This window comes from Variovorax sp. 01N429 (assembly GCF_056399425.1).
The window spans coordinates 1-471 of record NZ_JBFTRG010000102.1; the positions used below are offsets into that span (position 1 = coordinate 1).

Annotated in this window: 1 protein-coding gene; it reads left to right on the forward strand. The window is 73.9% G+C overall.

From position 1 onward, the window contains the following. The coding region (locus tag AC1DSF_RS30780) for a hypothetical protein (protein WP_478184102.1) at positions 1-409 on the forward strand (409 nt) is incomplete at its 5' end. Positions 410-471 lie beyond the last annotated feature (62 nt).

The window sequence follows — 471 nt, forward strand, 5'->3', positions numbered from 1 at the left end:
CGCCTCGATCGCGCTGGAAGTCGCCACGTCGGGCCTGCTCGACCCGGCCAGCTCCCTCGTCCTCGCGGGCGCCGCACACGACGCCCGCGGCGCAGCCGAAGAAGACCGCGAGATGGCCGAGAGCGAACTCACCCGGGCCCTCCGGCTCGTCTTCGAAGACCCCGGCCAGGTCGAGGACTTGCGCGGGCGTCTGGGCGGCGAGGAACTCGTCGGGGAGCTGCGCACCGCCGTCCGGCGGGTGCCCATGGCGCGGCGCTTCCACAACGACGCGGTCCGGGCGGCTCGCGCGGTCCGCCGCCACCGCCTGGTGCGCTACCTGCGCCTCGCCGGCCACGCGCCCTACCCGGTGACCTTCGAGATGGACGACGAGGAACCGCCCGCGCTGCTGCCCGGCGGCCCGGTCGCCTGAGCGGCCGGGTGAAGTGGTCCGGTTTTTCACCCCTCGATTGGTGCGGAATGCCGGTACATGTC